The organism is Colwellia sp. C2M11 (assembly GCF_018860915.1).
GTDB lineage: Bacteria > Pseudomonadota > Gammaproteobacteria > Enterobacterales > Alteromonadaceae > Colwellia.
In genome coordinates this window covers 87,848-105,941 of sequence record NZ_JAHKQD010000055.1, presented here as the reverse complement: position 1 = coordinate 105,941, position 18,094 = coordinate 87,848, and the positions used below count along the sequence as shown (strand labels likewise).

Annotated in this window: 10 protein-coding genes; 7 read left to right on the top strand and 3 right to left on the bottom strand. The window is 35.7% G+C overall.

Annotation, left to right across the window (positions count from 1 at the left end):
* The first annotated feature begins 306 nt into the window (after window positions 1-306).
* Window positions 307-2,253 (top strand): acetate--CoA ligase, encoded by a 1,947-nt coding sequence (acs, locus tag KO509_RS17565; RefSeq protein WP_215974559.1) that lies wholly within the window; start codon window positions 307-309, stop codon window positions 2,251-2,253.
* 98 nt (window positions 2,254-2,351) lie between these two features.
* Here acs and KO509_RS17560 read toward each other — a convergent pair whose 3' ends face one another.
* Both KO509_RS17560 and ppk1 read right to left on the bottom strand, forming a co-directional pair.
* Window positions 2,352-3,275, bottom strand: a complete 924-nt coding sequence (locus KO509_RS17560) for a Ppx/GppA family phosphatase (protein ID WP_252727701.1) — start codon at window positions 3,273-3,275, stop codon at window positions 2,352-2,354.
* Window positions 3,275-5,416: a polyphosphate kinase 1 gene (gene ppk1, locus KO509_RS17555; RefSeq protein WP_215974557.1), complete on the bottom strand. Its 2,142-nt coding sequence runs from the start codon at window positions 5,414-5,416 to the stop codon at window positions 3,275-3,277. The genes KO509_RS17560 and ppk1 overlap by 1 nt, the downstream gene beginning before the upstream one ends.
* A 287-nt stretch (window positions 5,417-5,703) precedes the next feature.
* Here ppk1 and KO509_RS17550 point away from each other — a divergent pair, with 287 nt between their 5' ends.
* The 3 genes from KO509_RS17550 (at window position 5,704) to KO509_RS17540 (ending at window position 13,751) form a co-directional block, all read left to right on the top strand.
* Window positions 5,704-8,517, top strand: a complete 2,814-nt coding sequence (locus tag KO509_RS17550) for a hypothetical protein (protein WP_215974556.1) — start codon at window positions 5,704-5,706, stop codon at window positions 8,515-8,517.
* A gap of 132 nt (window positions 8,518-8,649) precedes the next feature.
* Window positions 8,650-11,316, top strand: a complete 2,667-nt coding sequence (locus tag KO509_RS17545; RefSeq protein WP_215974555.1) for a TonB-dependent receptor — start codon at window positions 8,650-8,652, stop codon at window positions 11,314-11,316.
* An 887-nt stretch (window positions 11,317-12,203) separates the two neighbouring features.
* The gene (locus tag KO509_RS17540) at window positions 12,204-13,751 is read left to right on the top strand and encodes a PAS domain-containing methyl-accepting chemotaxis protein (RefSeq protein ID WP_215974554.1); all 1,548 of its coding nucleotides are present in this window, start codon (window positions 12,204-12,206) and stop codon (window positions 13,749-13,751) included.
* Window positions 13,752-13,846: 95 nt separating this feature from the next.
* Here the strand turns inward: KO509_RS17540 and KO509_RS17535 are convergent, their stop codons facing one another.
* Window positions 13,847-14,962, bottom strand: a complete 1,116-nt coding sequence (locus KO509_RS17535; protein WP_252727696.1) for a polysaccharide lyase family 7 protein — start codon at window positions 14,960-14,962, stop codon at window positions 13,847-13,849.
* 367 nt (window positions 14,963-15,329) lie between these two features.
* On the opposite strand from KO509_RS17535, the gene KO509_RS17530 reads away from it, so the two are divergent.
* From KO509_RS17530 to KO509_RS17520, 3 genes are read left to right on the top strand one after another with little or no spacing between them, the layout of a single operon-like run.
* Window positions 15,330-16,127 carry a DUF3450 domain-containing protein gene (locus KO509_RS17530; protein ID WP_215974553.1) on the top strand — a complete coding sequence of 266 codons (798 nt, stop codon included), beginning with the start codon at window positions 15,330-15,332 and terminating at the stop codon, window positions 16,125-16,127.
* A 13-nt stretch (window positions 16,128-16,140) separates the two neighbouring features.
* Entirely contained in the window at window positions 16,141-17,550 is a 1,410-nt protein-coding gene (locus KO509_RS17525) for a MotA/TolQ/ExbB proton channel family protein (RefSeq protein ID WP_215974552.1), read from the top strand.
* A gap of 3 nt (window positions 17,551-17,553) precedes the next feature.
* The gene (locus KO509_RS17520) at window positions 17,554-18,081 is read left to right on the top strand and encodes a MotA/TolQ/ExbB proton channel family protein (protein WP_159819812.1); all 528 of its coding nucleotides are present in this window, start codon (window positions 17,554-17,556) and stop codon (window positions 18,079-18,081) included.
* Window positions 18,082-18,094: the final 13 nt, after the last annotated feature.

Below are 18,094 nucleotides of genomic sequence, written 5' to 3'. Positions count from 1 at the left end.
TTCAATAACCTTATGAGTTAGGAGATGGCGAAGTGACAATATTGTCGACACCCATTGTCAATGCTAATGTACGCGTTAAAATAAAATGGCTTTAGCCTATAAAAACATTAAATATAAGATTCTGAACGTATGCCTAAAATGAGTACTATTTATATAGTTTCCAACTAAAGGTGTATTTGCTTAAGACTAAAGGCGTATATGAAAACCAACGTAAAATACTTAGCATAAACACAATCTTACTTATTTAGATAAAGTAAAAAATAAAAATTATTATATTGGGTGTTAACCCCCAAGAAGGAATAACTTATGAATGAATTAAAACCTTGTTACCCTGTATCAGAGAAAGCCAAAGCTAATACGCATATTGATAGCGCAACTTACGATGCTATGTATAAGCAATCTATCGAACAGCCAGATGTATTTTGGGGAGAGCAAGCAAAAGAGTTTATTGACTGGTACCAACCTTGGGATAGCGTAAGTAAAGTTGATTTGAAAAATTCTGAAATCAATTGGTTCTCAGGCGGTAAACTTAATGTGAGTTACAACTGTATTGATCGCCATTTAGCGACCAAGGCAAATGATACCGCGATTATCTTTGAAGGCGATGATCCAAGTGAAGATTTACAGGTAACTTATCAAGAGCTTCATGATCATGTTTGTCGTTTTGCTAATTTACTAAAAGAACGTGGCGTTAAAAAAGGTGATCGTGTTTGTATTTACATGCCAATGATTCCTGAAGTAGGTTATGCCATGTTAGCCTGTGCTCGAATTGGTGCTATTCATTCTGTTATTTTTGGTGGTTTCTCTACCGAAGCTATTAAAGCTCGCGTTATGGATGCTGAATGCCAAGTAGTTATCACTGCTGATGAAAGCTTACGCGGTGGTAAGCGTATTCCACTTAAAGCGAATGTTGATGCTGCAGTTGCAGAATGTCCTCAAGTTCACTCTGTTATTGTCGTTGCTCGCACAGGTGGTGATGTTGCTTGGAATGAAAAGACAGATATTAATTATGAAGAAGCTGTAGCAAGACAAGAAGCCGTATGTGAGCCAGAAGTCATGGATGCTGAAGATCCACTATTTGTTTTATATACGTCAGGCTCGACTGGAACACCAAAAGGTGTTGTACATACTTGTGGTGGTTATATTTTATATGCAGCAATGACACATAAGTATGTATTTGATTATCAAGAAGGCGAAATTTACTGGTGTACTGCTGATGCAGGTTGGATCACTGGCCATTCTTATATTTTTTACGGCCCATTAGCAAACGGTGCTACCACTTTAGTTTTTGAAGGTGTACCAACATACCCTGATGCTGGACGTTTCTGGCAAGTCTGTGAAAAACATAAAGTGAATGTATTCTATACTGCACCAACAGCTATTCGTGCTTTAATGAGTGTAGGTGATGAATTTGTTGAGAAATATGATCTTTCATCATTACGTTTACTTGGTTCTGTAGGTGAGCCAATTAACCCTGAAGCTTGGCATTGGTATTATGAAGTTGTAGGTAAAAGTAATTGTCCAATTGTTGATACTTGGTGGCAAACAGAAACAGGTGGTATTTTAATTACTTCGTTACCTGGTGCTGTAGATATGAAACCTGGTTGTGCAGGTAAACCATTCTTTGGTGTTCAACCAGCATTATTTGATAAAGATGGTAATACCCTTGAAGGTGAAAACCAAGGCTTATTAGTAATGACAGCTAGTTGGCCAGGACAACTTCGTACTGTTTATGGTGATCATGATCGCTTCTACCAAACTTATTTAGGTCAATACCCGGGTAATTACTTTACTGGTGATGGTGCAAAACGTGATGAAGATGGTTTCTATTGGATCACTGGTCGTGTTGACGATGTCCTAAACGTTTCAGGTCATCGTCTAGGTACTGCTGAAATTGAAAGTGCTTTAGTACTTCATCCAGCTGTTGCTGAAGCGGCTGTTGTTGGTTATCCTCATGAAATTAAAGGCCAAGGTGTATATTGCTATGTTACTTTGATGGCAAATGCGCAAGAGTCAGATGAACTTAATGCAGAGCTAAAAGATTTTGTGGCTAAAGAGCTAGGTCGCTTTGCAAAACCTGATTACGTGCAATGGGCACCAGGTTTACCTAAAACACGTTCAGGTAAGATTATGCGTCGTATATTGCGTAAAATTGCTGAAAATGACGTCGATACGTTAGGCGATACTTCAACATTAGCGGATCCAAGTGTTGTTGATAACTTAATAACAAAACGTATTGTTCATGCTGGTTAATACTATTGTTAATTAACAATGTATCTGTCTGATTGATACAACATAAATAAAAAGGCTGTTTATTAACAGCCTTTTTATTTTTTCAATACTATTTTATATTATTGTGTAAACCTTAGCTGATGTAATAAACCTTCACGAACACCACCAGAATTGTATTTAAGCATGTCAATATTAAGTAGTTCAAAGCAGGGTATTAAAATAGCAATTGCTGGCGCTAATAAAGGGCGACGTTTATCACTTAAGTTGGCAAACGCTATATTATCGTGATGACCCCAATTAATAAGTTGTGACTTTATTCTATATAATCGCTTGAGTGTAATATTACTATCGTCGTATAACTCTTTCATTATACGAGTTATTGCTTTTATTGAACCAGACGATCCTAGGGTTTGCTCCCAGCCAAAACTATTGTATTCAAGCGATATACTACCTAGAACTTGTTTACTATAAAGTTCCGCTGTAAACATTAATTCTTCGCTTATTTTCCCCGAATGAAAAAATCGTTGGCTAAAACTGACGCAACCTATGTCTAAGCTTCGGGTCAAGTTAGGGCTTAATGCTTGACCTATAATAAATTCGGTACTTCCACCGCCTATATCAATAATTAAGGTCGGTTGATTTATTATTTGCGTATAGGCAACACCTAAAAAAATCAATTCAGCTTCACGTTCCCCTGAAATAATATTTATAGGGTGGGGCATAACTGTGATTGCTTGCTCAAGAAATTGTTGACTGTTTTGAGCTTGCCGTAAAGCATAAGTCGCCACTATCATTACTTGACAGTTAGGTAATTGAGCAAAAGAGTCTGCAAAGCTCTTTAGACAATCCATGGCCAAAGTCATACTTTGATCATTAATGGTGCCTTCTCTTTCTAAACTGGCTGCTAATCTAATAGATTGCTTCTGTTTATAAATTACCTCAGTATGATTGTTTTGCTCACGAACAATAATTAAATGGAAGCTATTTGAGCCCAGATCAATCGCTACAAAATGTTTTACACTAGTAGATTCATTTAATATCATCAAGCAGGCTCTTTTTTTAAAATAAAATTATCCATGATACTCATATCTTTACTCTGTTCTATAGTTTCTGTTAGTTCAGTGGTTTTTACTAATTCATCATTTTGCTTAGTTAAATAACGATAAATAGCCATTTGAGAACGAACCTTCTCATTACAATGGTTAGGTGGATAGAGATTACGTTGTTCACTATCAATTATTCTGGCTTTGGTGTTGTCTGCAAGTTGAATATTGATAATATCGATAATTTGTTTTTTTACATCATGGCAATAAATTGGACAGGTTACCTCAACCCTTTCTTCAATGTTACGATTCATCCAGTCGGCAGATGAAAGTAATACTTTTTGATTGCCTTTTTGTTCGAAAATAGCAACTCGAGGATGCTCTAAAAATCTATCTATAATTGATATGACTTGAATATTTTCACTTTGTTCTTTAATTCCTGCAACTAATGTACATATACCACGAATAATTAATTTAATTGGAACGCCGGCATTACTCGCTTGGTAGAGTTTATTAATTAAACTGTGATCTACTAAATTATTAACTTTAAGCGTTATGCCACTTTTATGATTATTTTTGGCAGCACTTATTTCTTGATCAATGAGATCAACAAAACTAGCACGTGAATTAATAGGTGAAATAATAAGATGTTCAAATGTGAACTTTTGGTATGGGCTTTTAATAAACTTAAATACTTGTGCGACTTCTTCCGTTAATTCAGGACGACAAGTAAATAAACTGAAATCAGTATAAATTTTAGCATTTTTTTCATGAAAGTTACCACTGCCTATATGCGCGTAACGCACTAAGCCACTCTCTTCTTTACGTGTAATCAAACAAATTTTTGCATGAACTTTTAAATTCGGAATCCCAAAGGTAACTTTAGCACCGGCGTTTGTTAATATTTCAGCCCAATTTAAATTTGCTTGTTCGTCAAACCTAGCTCTTAACTCTATATTTACTGTGGTTTGTTTACCATTTTTAACCGCTTCAATCAGCGCGGCAACAACACGGGATTTCTTAGCCACACGATAAAGTGATATTTCAATGCTAACAACCTTAGGATCATAAGCTGCTTGCCTTAACCATTCCGTAAAGTGAGAAAATTTATGGTAAGGATAATAAAGTAAAATATCTTTATTAGCCATTGCAGTAAAAGCATTAGGATGATTACGAAAATCTTTATGTTCTATAGCTGACATTTTTTCGTAAGAGAGTGATTTATTACCAACATCAGGAAATTCAATAAAATCTTTAAAACTATGATAACGCCCACCTGAAACAAGTCTTTGATTCGAAGTAATATTTAGCTTTTGTTTAAGCACAGATAGCATGTCGGCCGGCATTTTTTTGTCATATACCAAACGAACCGGCTCTGCGTTAATTCGTTTGCGTAAACTGGTATTCATTTGTTCAAACAGACTTTGGCTAAATTCATTACTTAAATCAAACTCAGCATCACGGGTAAGCTTCATTGAATAGGCATGAATATAGTCGAACTCGAAAAAATCGACAAATATTTGTTTGAGACTGTGCCGTATTATATTGTCGAGTAGAATAATACTCGAACTTTCATCGTCACTGTTGGTGTATTTAGGTAATTTTACAAAGCGAGGTACATTACTACTGGGCACTTCTATTAAGGCATACTGGCTATGGTTATTGATAGTCATAGCAACCATTAAATAAGTCGAGTCGTCTTTTATATTATCTTTTAAATTAATATTTTCAGTTAAAATAAGCGGGAAAATATGGCGACGTAGTTTATCTTTATAATAAGTATCAAGCCAAGCTTCTTCTTCCTGACTAAGTTGCATTTCATTAATTAAATTAATGTCTTGCTCTGATAACTTATTGAGTAATGTTAAATAGGTATCGTCAAATATTAATTGTAATTCAATGACCTTTTGTTGAATAAGATCATAAAGCTCACGCGCTTGTTTTTTCTCTGACACTGATTTTGCTATGTATATTTTTCTTCTTACATTAGCAACGCGAACACGATAAAACTCATCCATATTACTGGAATATATTCCTAAAAATCTCAAGCGCTCTAATAAAGGAACACTAATATCTTGAGCTTCTTGTAATACTCGGTGGTTAAATGATAACCAGCTGAGCTCTTTCTCAATAAACTTCATTAATATACTCCATAAAGTTAAGGGGCATTTATAAAGCTAAAACACTAAAGAAGTAATGTTTCAAATTAATGACAAGTGTAATTAAGCATAAAACGGGATTGATTATTTTCTTAAGTGAAATATAGATAACGCCCACAGCCCTTGATGCGCAATCTCTGTCATTAAAATGAAATATAACTGTAAAGAAACAGTCATATTTCTAAAACATTTCTGTCATTTTTCTCTTGTAGCATGTTGGAAAAATTAATTAGTCCTTTAATAAAACAACTAACTCTTCGGAGAGAAACATGAAATTGAATAAGATCTTTAAGCACAGCGCAACCAATGTTGCTATTGTAACTGCTCTATCTCTTGGTCTTGCTGCTTGTGGTGGTGATATAAACCTTGAGTCAAATGTAGATAATTCAGTCGGTGATACAGTTGTAACGAATCCGTCACCAACGACTCCAACGACACCTGATGAAGTGTTACCGGGTAAGGCGAATTCTGCATTGAGCACACAAGTTTCTGCTGCACTAGGTTTTGATGTTCAAATACAAGTACTTGATACAAGAATTACAGAAAGCACAACGTTAGTGGCGAACGACAGTAATGGTAATGCTGTTATGTACGCTTTAAGTGGTGGTGTAGATGTTGGTGGTTTATCTGCTAATAAACAAGCACGTGGTGTTGATGATGTGGTATTAAAAATTGAACCAGGCACAGTTATTTTTGGTCAATCTGGTAATGACTATTTAGTTATTCACCGTGATGCAAAGATAATGGCTGAAGGTACTGAAACTAACCCAATCATCATGACATCTTTACAAGACGTTCAAGGTGAAACAACGGATTCAGGTCAATGGGGTGGTTTAGTTATTCTAGGTAATGCACCATCAAATAAATGTCCAACTGATGGTAGCGATTGTGCGCTACAAGTTGAAGGTGTTGGTGAAGGTGCTGTATTTGGCGGTACTGATTGGGAAGATGATTCAGGTGCATTAAAGTATCTAGTTGTTAAATATGCAGGTTATGAAATTGCCCCTGATAATGAATTAAACGGTATTACTTTTGGTGGTGTTGGCTCAGGTACTTCTGTTGACTATATTCAAGTTCACAGCAATGCTGATGATGGCGTTGAATTTTTTGGTGGTGCTGTTAACGCAAAACATTTAGTTTTGACAGGCAACAAAGACGATAGTGTTGATTGGGATAATGGTTATAAAGGTATGCTACAGCATATTTATATTGAGCATGCTAATAATTCTGGTGAAGCTAACCGTGCTATTGAAGCAGATAATGACGGTAGTGACCCAAGTAAAGAGCCACAGTCTAACCCAATAATTTCGAATATGACCATTATTGGTAATAACTTCGACACAGCGGATAAAGATTCCGAAGGTATTTATTTACGTGAAGGAACCGCAGCGAAAATATTTAATACTGTTATCACTGGCCCGAGCGAAATGGGTGAGTGTTTAGAATTTGAAGCTGGGATCACGGTAGATAATGCCAATAGCGGCAAAATCGTGATGGAAAATGTCATTATGGCATGTGAAGGAGAAAACTTTAAAGACTCCACTTCATTTGATATGGAAGCATGGTTTAGTGCTGAATCTTCAAACAGTATTAGTTCGTCAATTTTAATTAGTGAATCAGGTGTACCTGATAGTGGTTCTCCACTCATTGCAGCTAATGCAGGTCAAGATGTTGCTAATACTCAAAATGCATTTTTTGATACGACAGATTATGTTGGTGCACTAAATGGTACAGATGACTGGCGTCAAGGTTGGGCATTTGGTTTTGGTGGTGGTGTTGTAACGGCAACAGCTGAATCTGAGGCTGAAGGTTGTCCAACAGGTACTACACCGATTACACCAATTGATGGCGTTACGACAACCTGTCAATTAACAGGTGAAATTACTAATGATTTAACATTAACGGCCAATAATTTATATGCATTAAATGGTCCGGTATTTATTGGTGAAGATAAAGCGAATAGCGCTACTTTAACAATTGAACCAGGTACTACCATTTATGGTCGCTCAGGTGGCGATTACCTAGTTATTAGCCGTGATTCAGCTATTGAAGCTAATGGTACTGCGACTAACCCAATCACTTTTACTTCTAGTGAAGATATTGCACAAGGTGTTACTGGCTCTGGCCAATGGGGCGGTGTTGTTATTCTTGGTAATGCAAAATCAAATAAATGTCCATCAGATGGTAGTGACTGTGCATTACAGGTTGAAGGTGTAGCTGAAGGTGGTGTTTTTGGTGGTACTGATGATGAAGACAGCTCAGGTACATTGCGTTATGTTGTTGTTAAACATGCCGGTTATGAAATTGCCCCAGACAATGAGTTAAACGGTATTACTTTTGGCGGTGTAGGCTCAGGTACAACAGTAGAATATATTCAAGTACATGAAAATGCAGACGACGGTGTTGAATTCTTCGGTGGTACTGTTAATGCGAAGTATGTTGTGCTTACAGGGAATAAAGATGACAGTGTTGACTGGGATAATGGTTACCGCGGTAATTTACAGTATGTATTAGTAAAACATGCAGATAATGACGGTGAAGCTAACCGAGCAATTGAAGCTGATAACGACGGTTCAACGCCTGATAAAGAACCTCAATCTAATCCAACAATTGCTAATATGACGATTATTGGTAATGGCTTTGATACACCTGATAAAGCTTCTGAAGGTATATACTTACGTGAAGGTACTAAAGCACAGTTACATAATTTTGTTGTAACAGGTACTTCAGGCATGGGTGAATGTTTAGAACTTGAAGGCGGCAGCTCTACGGTAACAACAGACCAAGCCATAAATGGCGATACGGTTATTTCAAATTCAGTATTTGCTTGTGATGAAAACTTCAAAGATTCAAAAGCAACGGATGGCACGGTATTACTTGACGCTGAAGATTGGGTGCTGAATCAAAACGATGATAACTCAACTGCCGAAAATATGGGTACAGTACTAAACGGTATATTCACCATTGATACAACTACCCCGAAAGACTTTACAGGTAATGCTTTCTTTGACAACGCTAATCACATTGGTGCGGTAACTGAAGGAAACAACTGGACTGCTGGCTGGACTGTAGGTTTAGAGTAACAGACTAGCTAATCAAAATGCTGTAGCACAATTATTTTTATACTACAGCATTTCATACCAAACTAATCAATTGAGCACTTCTATTCATTAGTTTGGTATTAATGTTCAAATACCTAATTCATGAGGTTTACAATGAATAATAAGTTTAAATCTTTTGCTTTATCTTCTCTAACAATTGCTTTGATGGCAACAACGGGACAGGTTATAGCTGAAGAAGACGATAGCGAGGCCATTGAAGAAGTTGTGGTCAAAGCTAGTCGCTTAAAAGGTACTGCAAGTGCCGTAATGCAAGAACGTAAAAATCAAGCTTTTGTTGCCGACATTTTAGGTGCAGAGCAAATTTCTCGCACAGGCGATTCAGATGCAGCCGCTGCGCTTCGTCGTGTAACAGGTATAACACTTGTAGATGGAAAATTTATTTATGTACGTGGTCTTGGTGAACGTTTTTCAAGTACGCAATTAAATGGTGCTGCTGTACCTAGTCCTGACCCAACACGAACAGTAATACCATTAGATTTATTTCCATCGAGTATTATTGAATCCTTATCAGTACAAAAGTCTTATTCGGCCAGTATGCCAGCCCATTTTGCTGGTGGTAATGTTGATGTTCGTTTGAAAACTATTCCAACAGATTTCGTTTTTAACATGAAAGCTAAACTTGGTGGTAACACTAATAACTTTGATGACGGGCTTACTTACAATGGTGGTGGTAACGATTGGTACGGTGTTGATGATGGTACGAGAGCAGCACCAGATGATTTAACACAGTTGTGGAATAGCTATACCTCTATCAATAGTTTAGACCAAGATGAAAACCGATTAGTGGCAGCCCAGCTTAATCGCGATTATGATCCAAAAAGTGAAAGTATTAACCCAAATACAGGGTTAGATATAACGCTTGGTAATAAATTTGACTTTGATGATTTTCGTTTAGGTTTTCTTTCATCTATTTCTTATGACAATAAATGGGAAGTATCAGAAGGTTATGAAGGTCAAGATTTTACTAAAGGCTCAGATGGTGCTTGGTCTTTAGTGCGTGGTTTTGATGAAGTAGATACAACTGAACATTCAGTGCGTTTTTCTGGCATGATGAGTTTAGGCTTAGAGTACATGCGCAACCATCGCATCGATTTTACTTCATTAATACTGCATGATACTCGTGATCAAGTGAGTGATAAACGAGGTAATACTAATAACGTTTTACTGAGTGATGGTTTAAGAATTCGCGATAGTGAAGTTATCTACGAAGAACGTGAAATGATTTCGAATCAATTACGTGGCACGCATAATTTTAATGACTGGTGGGGACTCGGTGTTGATTGGTTTTATTCTGATGCACGTTCTAACCGTTATGCTCCAGGTAATATAGAAACACGTTACATTATTTCAGATGGTTATAATGGGCAACCAGAAGATGGAATCTTTGATTACGTTAATGAAAGTTCATTAAGAAAAGCTAGTACTTCTACTCGTTATACTTTTCAAGACTTAGACGATGAAGTAGAAAATTATGGTTATAATTTGTCATTGCCATTAGCTTTTTCTGGCATTGAAGTTGAATTAAAATTTGGTGGTGATTTTGTTAAAAAATCAAGAGAAGCATTTGCTCGACGTGTTGATATTAATACGTTAGCACTAAGTGATCTAGACTTAACAGGTAGTCAATTAAACACTATATTAACTGATGATGTTATTTTAAATTACCCGCTAAGTGGCAATGATAATATTATGCGTGATACGTCAATTGCCGGTGATGATTATTATTCAGGGCAAATGATTGATGCTTATTATGTCGAAGCAGATTTTTTCTTTAATGAAAAGTGGCGCGTAGTAGGTGGTGTTCGTTATGAAGATTTTAGACAAGTTGTTGCACCGCTTGATCCAGCAACAGGAAAATTTGACTTACCTTCACAACCAACAGAAGCTGACTTAGCTGATCTTGCCTTCCAAGAAGATGAATTCTTTGGTGCTTTAGCATTGACCTATATTTTAGATGATCAAATGCAATTTCGTGCATCAGTTGGCCAAACAACAATTCGTCCAGATCTTCGTGAAGTAGCCCCAGCAACTTATATTGATCCTTTAACTGGTTTCCCTATTGGTGGAACTCCTGGCGTAGAAAGTACCGACATAATTAACTATGACGTACGCTGGGAATGGTATATGGAAACAGGTGAAAACTTGTCGGTTGGCTTATTCTATAAAGATATGGATATGCCAATTGAATCGGTACAGTCACCTTCGCAAGATGGTCCATCACTTATCCGTATTGCCAATGCTGAAGACGGTTATGTTTATGGTATAGAAATGGAATTTTTGAAAGACTTTACTTTCTTAGGTGATTTAGGCCCGGTAAATGGTGCCGATCTTTTCTTATCGGGTAATGTTACGTTAAGTGATTCTGAAATTAATATTAATACCCAAAGTGTCGTTGAACAAACAGGTGTTTCTACTAGTATTTCAAATCCTACACGCAGAATGACGGGTCATTCAGAGTATGTACTTAATTTCAATCTAGGTTGGGATGCACCTAATGGCTATCATAGTGCGACATTAGTTTATAATGTGTTTGGCGAACGTATTATTATACCGGGTATTGAAGGTAAAGATGATGCATACGAGCAACCATTTCATTCACTTGATATGGTCTATACTTACTATCCTACTTTTTCTTCAACTGTAACCTTTAAAGTACAGAATATTTTAGGTAAAGATAAAGCGATAGAATTTGAAGATACGCTCATACAAAGTGAAACGAAAGGTACTCAATTTGAAGTCGCATTAAAGTGGGACTTTTAAGGTACTAGAAATTTAGTGAATCAAAAAGGAGCTTTAGTAAAGCTCCTTTTTTTATTTTAACTCTCGCGTTAAATAACCTGAGCTCGGTTTAATAAATCTTTCTCTAACAGTTATTTTTCCTTACTTCATCGTTAAATTTACTTGCAATAGACTAGCTATTAACGCGAAATCTGCCTTGAATTAAGAAAAACTATCAAGTTAGAGTAAAATATAGTTATATTATTAATAATTTCAATAAATTAAAAACATCTTAAACCGAGTTCAGGTTAAATAGGTAGGCTCATTTAGGGGGGAAAGCAGTCTCAATTTGTAAAATAGGTTGACTAATACACTTAACGATTAGATTACTTCGACTCACTTTTATTTATCAAGTCATTAATATCATAATAAAAGTACTTCATATTACCTCTGTTATTAACATACAAATTCTAATGCGAAATTCAACTAGAGTTTCGATCTATTTATCTTTTAAAGTAATTGATTTAAATATTAAAATTTTAATAGTACAAAATACGCATTATTTTAATTTGTTTGATCTAAATCAAGTCTATTTGATAAAAAATAAAAGCCTCTCTGTAAGGCGTAATTACTTCAATAAATTGGAATATGTATAAAAAAAGGTAAATAACCGTCTTTATTAATTTAGTTTTAGCTATTTAGTTTGAATGATTTAATAGGATTATGTAAATAACATTTATTTGCTATTAAAGTTTTGTACAAAATTCGCAATGTTATGTTTTTAAAGTGATTATCCCACTAAAAGTAATGAATATTATATTACAATAAACTTCCGTTTTTAATTATAAAATATTAAGTTATGAGGCTAAGTTTGGTTGTATCTTGATGATTAATATAATTAATTCAACCGTTGTATTATTGAGAATAAAATGAGTAAAGAGTTGTTGTTTTCTGAGTCTGATATATTGCTTTCAACTACTGATTTAAATAGTCATATTAAATACGCAAATACTAAATTTTGTACTATTTCTGGTTATACGTTAGATGAGTTAGTGAATAATCCTCATAATAAAGTTCGACATCCAGATATGCCAAAAGAAGCCTTTAAGGACCTTTGGTCAAGTATTCAACAAGGTAATTCTTGGATGGGGCCTGTTAAGAATCGTTGCAAAGATGGTGATTTTTATTGGGTTGATGCTTTTGTTACACCAATTAAAGATGATACTGGTAGTGTCTTTGAATATCAATCTGTTAGAACTTTACCTGATAGAAAAGTAATTGACAGAGCTAATGAAGTTTATCCGCAGCTTCACCAAGGTAAGAAACCAGCCGCTATTAAAGAAAAAGTTGATAAAACTTTATGGGTACAAGTTATTTTATTGCTCTCTGTATTACTATCTATAACAAATATTTTTGTTGAAGATAATAATACAATGATATCTATTTTACTCGCAGGGCTCATTTTTTGTGGGGCATTAATTTTTTCTTTGTGGCGCTCTCAATATCTAACTGTACTTCAAGAATCAAAAAATATTTATGATAATAATCTAATGAGTTTTTTATATTCTGGCAATAACGATAAGGTTGGAAATATTTTATTAGCTTTGAAAATGCAAGCAGCTAAAATAAAAGCTGTTGTAGGGCGTGTTTCTGACGATTCAACCATTATTAATGATGTAGCAACTCAATCTGAAAAACGGGGTAGCAATGTAGCAACAATTCTTGCGGAACAAAAAAATGAAACTGATCAGGTCGCTACTTCTATTACTCAAATGTCTTCGACCATAAGAGAAATTGCTCAAGTGATAACACTAGCTGCTGATACATCTCAGCAAGGATTGAATATTAGTAATAATGGTTTAGAAGTTGTATCTGAAACAATGAGTTCTATAAATGAATTATCTAAGCAATTAGGTGAAGTTGATATGGCTATTCATCGTTTAATTGATGGAACGAGATCAATAGAAGAAATCTTGGGTGAAATCAGCGCTATTGCTGATCAAACTAATCTTTTAGCATTGAATGCGGCTATTGAGGCTGCAAGAGCTGGAGAGCAAGGGCGTGGTTTTGCTGTTGTAGCAGAAGAAGTGAGAGCTTTAGCATCACGTTCGCAACAATCCACTGATGAAATTGGAAAATTAATTATTCAATTAAGAGCAGAATCTGATTTTGCAATTAATTCTATGTCTAAAGGACGAGATCTATCAGAAAATTGCGTGTCTATGGTAGATCAAACAGGAGTAGCTCTACGAGAAATTAATGAGGAAGTAACAGCATTAGCTGATATAAATATACAGATATCTACAGCAATAGAAGAGCAATCTATTGTTGCTGAAAATGTTAGCCTTAATATCTCATCTATTACTGATATGTCAGCCAAAAGTGAGTCTCATGGTAAAGAAGCTGTTGAGTTAAGTAATAAACTATTAAAACGACTGCACGAGCAACAAAGTTTAATTTCTCAATTTAATAGTTAAATAATATTGAATTACTTTTCGATTAAGGGGGAACGTATGATCCCCCTTATGATTAAAGCAACTTTAAAGTAAAATTCAGTTAGGATAATGTACTATTATCTTGGATTAGTAGAGTCGCTAAGCACTAATGAACTAAAAGAAACTTGCGTATAATCTCCATTAGCTTTATCTGTTTTCCAATCACCCGTTCCTAAACAAGCTGCATACCACAGACCAGGAGCATCTTTAGTGCTACATTGATTATAAGCACCGGCTTTAAAGTATAACCAGTCGCCAGTATAGCCCCACTTATTATCTTTGGGATCTATCTCGCCGTTTGCATCAACATTGTTTGCTAAATTTACATTGTAGTTAACTGTTGGTTTACCTGGCGCAGTAAAAGTTAAATACATAATGTTTTCATGTACATTAATGGTATAGCTGAATTCTTCTCCTAGTGCGATACCATTATCGCCAGGCTCATTTGAATTTTCCCAGGTATTTCCCCAAACAGGAAAAGCAATATCCGTTCTGTTAGGATCATTTTTAGCTAGGTTTCTTTCATAGTTCCAAAAAACAGAGCCTTTTTCATGATTTGGCCATTTTTTATAATAAATTTTTATCGGTTCATTACCGGCACCAAACCCTAAGTTTTTTGCTTGTAATGCTTTATCTTTTCCTGCATGAATTTGTCCTACAACAACGGAATAAGCTGCAGGTTTATTAATATTCTTAGCTCTTAGTGCAACATGATCAACTTTTAAGGTAGCTGTCATTTTCCCGCCTACAGCACCAAAACGTTCAGACAATGGGTGGGCTGCAATAGCAAAATTGTTACCAGGATAACTTGTTTTTATTTTAGTGTTACTCCCACGAAGCATTTGGCGTAATTCGCTACGAGTATTACTAGAGTTGGCAGTAGTGATGGCTTTATTTGGCGCCGTAAAAACCATATAACCTTCTTCATCAAGATAAAAGAAGTCTGGATGCGAATAGCTTTGCATCTTTTTTACTGAAATTTCATCAATTTTTCCATCATTGTTTGAATCAAGTGGCACATTCATTTTCCAATGAGATAAATCAAATTTATCAGCAGGAATAGTAGCCGTTGTTTTAGGAGGAAAACTAGATTGTTCACTTTCTCCATTACTTGCACATGACATCAGCATGACAACAGAAATAGGTATAGCAGTTAAGGATAAAATAGTTTGCCTTACTCGAATGTTATTCATAATGTTCTCTTAAATTATTTATATTTGATTCTTTATAAAAGAATAATGATGATGTAAATAGCATTGTTATATTTACAATCTCCCCTCTTACTCTTTATTGCTTTTTGGTTTACCAACCTACCATACCAACTAGGTATACCAATTTCAATATTATCAAACGAAACAGTACATTATTTAGTCGTAAACCCTAAGTAAACAAAATGAACCATAAAAAGTATACGTCATGACTGTTGAACATTCTTCTACTTAGTAATTCATAAAAGTGAAACATTACTGAAACCTAACTGTCACATTTCCATAACTTAACTGTCATATTTCTTGGGTAGACTTTGTCACAATTATTTTATGACAAGATATAGGTAAATACATGAAGTTATCACACCTTGCCAAAGCAAGCTTATTGCTTAGCTTTAGTGCTAGCAGCCTGCTACATACAAGTGCTATCGCGAATGAAAACAACCAATCTCAACGACTAGATGAAGTGGTTGCTGCCGGACAACAAATTAATCAGTCTGCCGTTAACTCTCAGTTAAAAGTAAATGGCCTTACAGAGCAAGTTCAGACTAAGTTACAACAATTTAATACTGTAACGAAAGAGCTAGACGGTTTAAATGTATATAACTTACAAATGCAACTTCAATTAGACAATCAAGTAGCCGAATTAACTCAGCTGGCTATGTCTATGGAAGAAGTCAGTGTTATTGAACGCCAAATATCACCTCTAATGGCGCGCATGATTTCTACATTAGAAAGTTTCGTACAACTTGATGTTCCTTTTCTCCCTGAAGAGCGTAGTAAAAGACTTAATGATTTAAATGACATGATGGTACGTGCTGATACTTCAGTTGCTGAAAAATTTCGTCGTGTTTTAGAAGCTTACCAAATTGAAGTTGATTATGGGCGTACTATTGAATCATACAGTGGTCAATTGACAGTTGATAACCAACAAATGGATGTCGACTTTTTACGGGTAGGGCGTGTTAGTTATATTTATCAAACACGTGATGGAAGTCGTTTGGGTCAATGGGATCAAGCAAGTGGCCAATGGCAAACACTTTCACAAGATTATCGTTTAGGTGTAAATAAAGCACTTCGTATTGCACGTAAACAACTAGCACCGGACTTAATCATGGTGCCATTGACCAACACACAAGCCAAGCTATAGCAGAGTATCAAACATGACTATTATTAATACTGTTAAATCGTTAACAACTTTTAGCAAACAAGCAATAACGGCTGTAACGCTTTCATTAACGCTGGCAAGCGGTGCAAGTATGGCGCAACAAGCGACTAATCTTGATGATTTATTGAGTCAGCTAGAACAAGGAAAAATTGCGCAATCTAAACAAAATAAAGATAGAGAAGCTGAATTTAAAGCAAAAGTGAATCAACAACAAGCAATGCTTAATGATATTAAAAAGCAAAGAGATTCAGCGATTGCCTTAAGTGGTGAATTAGAAAAAACATTTGCTGATAATGAAATTCAATTAGCGAATAAAACGGAAGCACTTGATAAGCGCTTAGGTGAATTAAAAGAGTTATTTGGCGTACTGCAACAAGTGTCAGGTGATACTCGTAGTAAATTTCAAACATCTGTTATTTCGGCCCAAATTCCTGGTCGTGGTGAGTTTTTAGATCAATTTGCGCAAAGTATGGGATCTACTAGTAAGTTAGCGTCAATTGAAGAAATAGAACGTTTGTGGTTTGAACTACAACGTGAAATGACACAAAGCGGTAAAATAAGTACGTTTAATCGTGAAGTCGTTTTAGCTAATGGCGAACGTACCATGACAGACGTTACACGTGTTGGCGGATTTAACTTAGTTGCTAATGGTAAATATTTAGAATATATCGATGAAACAGGCAGTGTTGCTGAGTTAATTAGACAACCCGCTAACCGTTATTTATCAACAGTTGATGCGTTAACAACAAGCAAAGAAACAACCGCTTTTGCGTTAGACCCAACAGGCGGTTCAATTTTAAGTTTACTTGTGCAAGCACCAGACACACGAGAGCGTATCGACCAAGGTGGTGTTGTTGGTTATATCATTCTTGCTATTGGCGCAGTTGGTTTATTAATCGCGTTAATACGTTTAATTAGCTTGGTATCTGTAGGCGCTAAAGTTAATCGTCAACTTAAGTCTGATGTTGCGTCAAATGACAATCCGTTAGGCCGTGTTATGCAAGTAAAAGACGATAATCCTGGTTTAGATACTGAAACATTAGAATTAAAACTGTCTGAATCAATATTACGTGAGTTACCTAAGTTATCTAGCATGCTAACGCTTATTAAAATTATCTCAGTCGTTGCACCGTTAATCGGTCTACTTGGTACGGTAACCGGTATGATTAATACGTTCCAAGCGATTACCTTGTTTGGTACAGGAGACCCTAAATTAATGGCAGGTGGTATTTCTCAAGCCTTAGTTACAACGGTTCTTGGCTTAGTTGTTGCGATTCCAATGGTATTCATATTCGCTTACCTAAATAGTCGTAGTAAAAATATCATCAATATTTTACAACAAGAAAGCACCGGTATAATTGCTCAGCGCTCTGAAAATGCAGAGTTAGCAGGGCAGGGAGCATAAAACGTGATTGCCTTAACCGAAATGTTCGACGCTATTGTAGAGTTTATGGATACGGGCGGGCAGGTATTAACCGTTATTGGCTGTGTTATTTTCATTATGTGGTTAATGATCTTTGAACGATTTGTATTTATCTCACTAAGTTATAAAAGTGTGAAAAAGCATTTGCTTAGTACATGGGAAAGCAGAGCAGATCAAACGTCATGGAACAGTGAGCAAATTAGAACGGCATTAATTTCACGTGGTGCAACTAAGTTAAATCGAAATATTAGCTTAATTCAGTCATTGGTTGTGCTATGTCCGCTTCTAGGTTTACTAGGCACAGTGACCGGTATGATTGAAGTTTTTGATGTAATGGCTATTTCAGGTAGTGGCAATGCTCGTTCAATGGCTTCAGGTGTATCAAGAGCAACGATACCAACAATGGCCGGTATGGTTGGCTCTTTATCAGGTGTTTTCACCGTCGCCTGGATTAAACGAAATGCTAAGAAAGAAACCGAGTTATTAGCTGATTCTTTAACAGCAAATCATTAAACAAAAAGAAAGT

Bases quoted from the DNA above. Each gene is read 5' to 3' on its own strand.
- acs (WP_215974559.1), top strand. From the start codon at position 307: ATGAATGAATTAAAACCTTGTTACCCTGTATCAGAGAAAGCCAAAGCT.
- KO509_RS17560 (WP_252727701.1), bottom strand. From the start codon at position 3,275: ATGATATTAAATGAATCTACTAGTGTAAAACATTTTGTAGCGATTGAT.
- ppk1 (WP_215974557.1), bottom strand. From the start codon at position 5,416: ATGAAGTTTATTGAGAAAGAGCTCAGCTGGTTATCATTTAACCACCGA.
- KO509_RS17550 (WP_215974556.1), top strand. From the start codon at position 5,704: ATGAAATTGAATAAGATCTTTAAGCACAGCGCAACCAATGTTGCTATT.
- KO509_RS17545 (WP_215974555.1), top strand. From the start codon at position 8,650: ATGAATAATAAGTTTAAATCTTTTGCTTTATCTTCTCTAACAATTGCT.
- KO509_RS17540 (WP_215974554.1), top strand. From the start codon at position 12,204: ATGAGTAAAGAGTTGTTGTTTTCTGAGTCTGATATATTGCTTTCAACT.
- KO509_RS17535 (WP_252727696.1), bottom strand. From the start codon at position 14,962: ATGAATAACATTCGAGTAAGGCAAACTATTTTATCCTTAACTGCTATA.
- KO509_RS17530 (WP_215974553.1), top strand. From the start codon at position 15,330: ATGAAGTTATCACACCTTGCCAAAGCAAGCTTATTGCTTAGCTTTAGT.
- KO509_RS17525 (WP_215974552.1), top strand. From the start codon at position 16,141: ATGACTATTATTAATACTGTTAAATCGTTAACAACTTTTAGCAAACAA.